Origin of the sequence: Vibrio sp. 10N.222.46.A1, from assembly GCF_041473595.1 — a bacterium.
GTDB lineage: Bacteria > Pseudomonadota > Gammaproteobacteria > Enterobacterales > Vibrionaceae > Vibrio > Vibrio tasmaniensis_A.
Genome location: NZ_JBFRSN010000126.1, coordinates 1 through 5,366 on the forward strand (window position 1 = coordinate 1; position 5,366 = coordinate 5,366).

At 43.4% G+C, this 5,366-nt stretch carries 3 protein-coding genes and 1 pseudogene; all 4 read left to right on the plus strand.

Going from position 1 to position 5,366, the window contains the following annotated elements:
* Positions 1-1,235: ATP-binding cassette domain-containing protein (locus AB4496_RS04490; RefSeq protein WP_372130636.1), on the plus strand; the 1,235-nt coding region annotated here is incomplete at its 5' end.
* Between the two features lie 109 nt (positions 1,236-1,344).
* Positions 1,345-1,719 (plus strand): hypothetical protein, encoded by a 375-nt coding sequence (locus AB4496_RS04495; RefSeq protein ID WP_009844972.1) that lies wholly within the window; start codon positions 1,345-1,347, stop codon positions 1,717-1,719.
* Positions 1,720-1,934: 215 nt separating this feature from the next.
* The gene (locus AB4496_RS04500; RefSeq protein ID WP_009844971.1) at positions 1,935-5,138 is read left to right on the plus strand and encodes a response regulator; all 3,204 of its coding nucleotides are present in this window, start codon (positions 1,935-1,937) and stop codon (positions 5,136-5,138) included.
* A gap of 9 nt (positions 5,139-5,147) precedes the next feature.
* Positions 5,148-5,366, plus strand: a pseudogene (locus AB4496_RS04505) (hypothetical protein); the annotation flags it as partial.

The following is a 5,366-nucleotide window of genomic DNA, read 5'->3' on the forward strand; positions in this document are numbered from 1 at the left end:
TTGCTCTGATGTCTGGCACGGCTGCACTTGTGGTGATGGGTGGCTTAATATTAATGTTGGTGTTCTGTGTTTACTCTCGTTACATCTACTCACAAGCTACATCTAAAAGCTCTCGCGCTAACGCCATGGTCTCTTATCAATGGAATGAAATCCTTCGTGGTATCAAGACCATTCAAGGTTTGCCTTTACTGCGCGTGGTTCAATCTCGTTTTAGTGCCTCCCATATGCAAAGCACTAGTGATGCGGAGAATGTAGCTGTAACCAACAGTAAAATTCAGGCTGCTGGCGGTAGTTTGATTCAGGTGATTGGTACTGCAAGTATCGTGACCGCAGTAATCGGAGTCATGGAAGGCACTTCTGATGCGGGCGCGATGCTCGCAACCGTTATTCTCGTTTGGAAAGCACTAGGCCCGATAATGGGCATCTATAACTCAATTTCTAAGTTTCAATCCATCAAGGCTTCGTCGGCACAGATCAACAACTTGATGTCGATGAATGACGACAAGTTAACGCTAGAAAAAAGCCCGCCTATTCGGCTGTTCCAAGGAAATATTGTAGGCAGTGGTGTCAGCCACCGTTACACAGGGGCAGCAACAGGGTTAACCAACTTGGGGTTCAAAATACCACCCAGTGCAAAAGTGGTCATTTGTGGCCCTACGGGCTGCGGAAAAACCACCTTAATTTCAATCATTGCTGGGCTAGAAGACCGCTATCAAGGCGCAGTTTCTGTCGATGGTTACAACATTAAACAGTTCAATAGCTACCGTTATCGCACCTCAATTAACTACATCCCTTTTAACCTGCATATTTTTGAAGGCTCACTAGAAACCAACTTCATTCTGCATAACGGACTCATTCCGACAGAGAAAATGCAGGAGATGGTGAGCTTCTTCGAGCTAGACGAATGGCTGCCAGAAGGCTTGGCGACTCAATTGAGTGTCGATAAGTGCAAAGGTCTTCCGAATGGAATTCAACAAAAGCTGCGTTTGGCACTTGGTTTAGGCAACTGTGAGCAATCTCTGATAATCATTGATGAACCGTTCAACGGGGCTGAAAATGAAAACGCCCAGTATTTTAACCGCCTGTTCAGCGATAAGTTGCTGAATAAGACCGTCATTTTTTCGACCAATGATCCCGGTTTGATCGCTACTTCCAATATGAGTTTGGTTCTAGAACCTGATGGCAACTTGAAATATTTTGGCTTAACAGACAAATACTTAAACAGCTTGAGTTAAACACGACGATGCTTATTCACAAATTACTCGTTAGATAAATGGATGTAATTGACAAAAACATAAGTGAGAGAGATGATTCGCTCTAAAATCACCGATACAAAGGAAGCAAATGTACACATTCGTTGCAGACAAGCTTGATGTCGCTTACTTATCCGCAATTCCTGAAAACCATCAACTTCAGGGCTGCGATGTGCCTGAAGAGGAAATCGAACTTCGAGAGATCATAGAAGTTTGGTATGAGTGTGCCTTTCTACCCGCTTTCAATCTTCAGAAAATCGATATCGAGAACAAAGCTGAGTTAACCGTCGTACAATCAAATGTTCTGAGCAACGATACGCGTACGCTCGCTTTCCTACTCAAAAACAGAGTGTACCGCGCTGCACTGAACAGAATGCTCGGTGTTTGGGCGCTAGAACCTTCTGCAAAAACGGTGTTAGAGCAACTTCTATTTGAACTAAGTCTCGATAAAAATCACCCTAATTAACTCGCTTTTTAAGATACTCATCAATAAGCATCAAAATCAAACCGACCGCCAAACGCTATAAATTGCTAGCAAGACAAGCTATTTCAAAATAAGCTGTGGAATCACAAGAACTTATACCCCTCCCACACTTCCATTAAATTTACAGTTTCAAAGTTTCCATATCGGCATTTTTATTCTACTGTTTTTATATAAAACCAGTTGGATGGATCCTTAATATGTCGACACTCACGGTCTGGAATAACCTTTCAGTTAAACATAAACTCTTTGGCTTAGTTCTACTACCGATCTCATTGCTCCTTTTCTTAGCCGGTAGACAAGCTTACTTTCTGACGACGCAGTTAAACGATTTTGAGCGAACCAATCAGTTAGCAATTTACCTTGAAGATATCTCTGTCTTGTATCGAAGTACTTTGGCCCCAAACACTGAAGAGTTCGTTAATCGAAGTGCTAAGGTAAATGCCGAGCTCAAAGCACTTTCACCCAGCATATTTCTAAACAGTTCCGAAGAAGTGAACCAACTGCTGGCCGACTTCAGTGAGGCAACCTTGTCGACTATGAAAACGACCGACAGTTTCGATAAGCTGGATGCGATTGAATGGCAAAGTGACTTGTACCAACAATTGTTGCTAGCCATTGAGAAAGTCCCTTTTGATATCACCAAGCGTGAGATTCAACAGCACCTCACCGCCTTGCATCAACTAGAGTGGTTGATGTTTTGGTCAAATGAAGAATTTAAGCTCAGCGCTTCACTCTTCGATATTTACCAAAATCATCAAGAGTATGATTCTGAACTAGCCGAGTTGGTTGAAAGCCTCAATGCTAGGCAAGTTTTGTTCTTAGAAAGATTTGTGTCCTTGAATGCCAATACACATCAAGTTTCACTCATGATTGAAGTGTTTAAAGATGAGGCTTTTATGAAAAGCCAAGAGATACGTCACGCACTTCATAGTTCATCCACAATAAGCGCATTGACTCCAAAAGAGATCACTACCGGACTCAATGCGATGAGTGCTCGCCTAAGCCTGTTGCAGAATTTAGGTGACGTGATCAAACAAGAGTTCCAAGCCGAAGTAGCTCAAGCGATCTCAGATGCTCAAACAGAAAGAACGCTATTTATTTCCATCGTCACGTTGCTTGCAGCAACTGTTATGGGATTAACCCTCAGTTTAGCGAAACAAGTCACCAACAATCTTGGGCTAGTTCTTAGGTTCTTAAAAAGTGAAAATGATGATACCCGCCCTTCTTTGGACAAACTGATTCAAGGCAAAGACGAACTCAGCCTATTTGCTCAGCAAGTAGAGCGACTGACCATCGAACGAGAACATGCAAAAGAGAAGTTAACGATAGCGAAAGAAGACGCAGAGCGAGCTAAAGAAGACGCCGAAGAAGCCAAAGACCACGCGATACAAGCTAGCAAAGCGAAAAGTAGCTTCTTGGCCAATATGTCTCATGAAATTCGAACCCCACTGAATGGCGTTATCGGTATTTCGGAGATTCTGTCAGACACACCACTTACACCAACACAACGTGATTATGTAGATACGATCGAGACCTCATCTCAACTACTGCTAAGCCTGATCAACGACATCTTAGACTTCTCTAAGATTGAATCTGGCATGCTATTAATCAGCCCGCATTCGGCATCGATTAGAGAATCCATTTACGACATCGCATCTATTGTCGCGCCAAAAGCTAAAGAGCAAAAAATATCAGTGAACGTTGATATCAGCCCAGACACACCTGCACGCGTGATGATCGATGATCACCGATTAAGACAGATCTTGATGAACTTTATGTCGAACGCGGTGAAGTTCACAGCAGAAGGTGGCGTTACCCTGTCAATCCAAACGCTAAACAAAGCAGAAAACAATGTCACCCTAAGGTTTTCTGTGCGAGACACGGGGATTGGTATCGATAAACAGCAACAGAAACAGATATTCGAACCGTTCGCTCAAGAAGATGATTCAACGACCAGACAATTCGGTGGTACTGGTCTTGGCCTTGCGATCAGTACTCAGCTTGTTGAACTTATGGGTGGTCAGATCCAACTCGACTCCGTCAAAGGTAAAGGCAGTTGTTTCTACTTCGATCTAGAATTACCCATTGATTTAATGTTGCCAAAACCAAGCACAGCAACCGCCGACATTTATGTTCTAGGTAACGCGAACATGCTCTCTAAACGAATAGAATGGGACCTTAACCTCTATGGTTTAGAAATAACCCAACAAACGAGAGATACAGCTGAGCTTACACAACAACTCACGATTCAAAAGCACGCTAACCCAATCACAGTTGTCTTTGCTGAAGATGACACATTCCAAGCCAGTGACTATACCAGTGACTTAGATAAGCTCCACCAAAACGGCATCACTATCTGCTTGATTCGATCATTTTTGAGCGAGCCGGCTGACATCGGCAATTGTGTTACGGCTCAAGTATCACAGCCCCTACTCGGTTTACGTTTGATTAAAGCGGTTGAGCTCTGTGATACACAGGGTCGGGTTGAGCTTTCAGAGGCGAGCCAACCTTCTCTAGAGATACAACACAAAATTCTGATCGTCGAAGACAACAAGGTCAACCAAAAAATTGCCGGGCTTCATGTTGGTAAAAGTGGTTTTGAATTCGAGTTTGCGAATAATGGCCAGGAAGCCGTGGACATGTTCAGATCGAACCCTCACTACGCAGCAATACTCATGGACTGCATGATGCCGGTTATGGATGGCTTTGAAGCGACAAGTAATATTCGCCGCGTTGAAAAAGAGACCAATGCCACGCGTCGTATCCCTATCATTGCCCTGACCGCCAGTGTTATTGATGACGATATTCAAAGGTGTTTCGACGTGGGCATGGATGACTATGTGCCAAAGCCATTCAAATTTGAAATGTTAAAAGAAAAAGTACTTGCCGCCGTTGAAGCAATGCCACTTCCTGTTGCCTACAAAACTAAATCTACGAAAAAACCCGCGACCGTAACGCCGATTCTTAATGCTGCAGCTAAACGGACTGTGCCAGAGGAAAGAGAACAAAACCCGGTTCCGAGCAAATCTGAAAGAATACTGCTCGTCGAAGACAATCGAGTTAACCAAAAAGTCGCTTCGGTCATGCTAACAAGGGCTGGTTACGCTTTTGAAATTGCAGAGAATGGTCAAATTGCCGTTGATATGTACCAAAACGACAGTAGTTTCGACATTATACTAATGGATTGCATGATGCCCGTTATGGACGGTTTCACAGCAACTAAGGAGATTCGGGAGCATGAGAAAAACCTAGGCTTAAGCAAAACTCCTATCATCGCGCTAACCGCCAGTGTTATCGATGATGACATTCAAAAGTGCTTTGATTCAGGCATGGATGGATACGTAGCGAAGCCCGTAAGAAAAGAAAAGCTATTCCATCAAATAGAAAGTGCGACTTGTTAGGAGAAACCCATGGATTGGATTAAAACAATAAAAACACTTCCACGCAGAGTCATATTGCCAGTCGCGGTAGGGCTATTAGGAAACTTGCTTCTTCTCAGCCCAGCTCATGCCGCAGAAGATTACGCCATATTCTCTTTAGATTCAGGATTTGAAGAAATATCGATAAACAAAGCAAGGAAGCTGTATAGAGGAAAAACAAAACGACTCGATGGTAAACGTGTAGAACTG

Excerpts from the sequence above, each read along its gene's own strand:
- AB4496_RS04495 (WP_009844972.1), top strand. The coding sequence starts at position 1,345 with ATGTACACATTCGTTGCAGACAAGCTTGATGTCGCTTACTTATCCGCA.
- AB4496_RS04500 (WP_009844971.1), top strand. The coding sequence starts at position 1,935 with ATGTCGACACTCACGGTCTGGAATAACCTTTCAGTTAAACATAAACTC.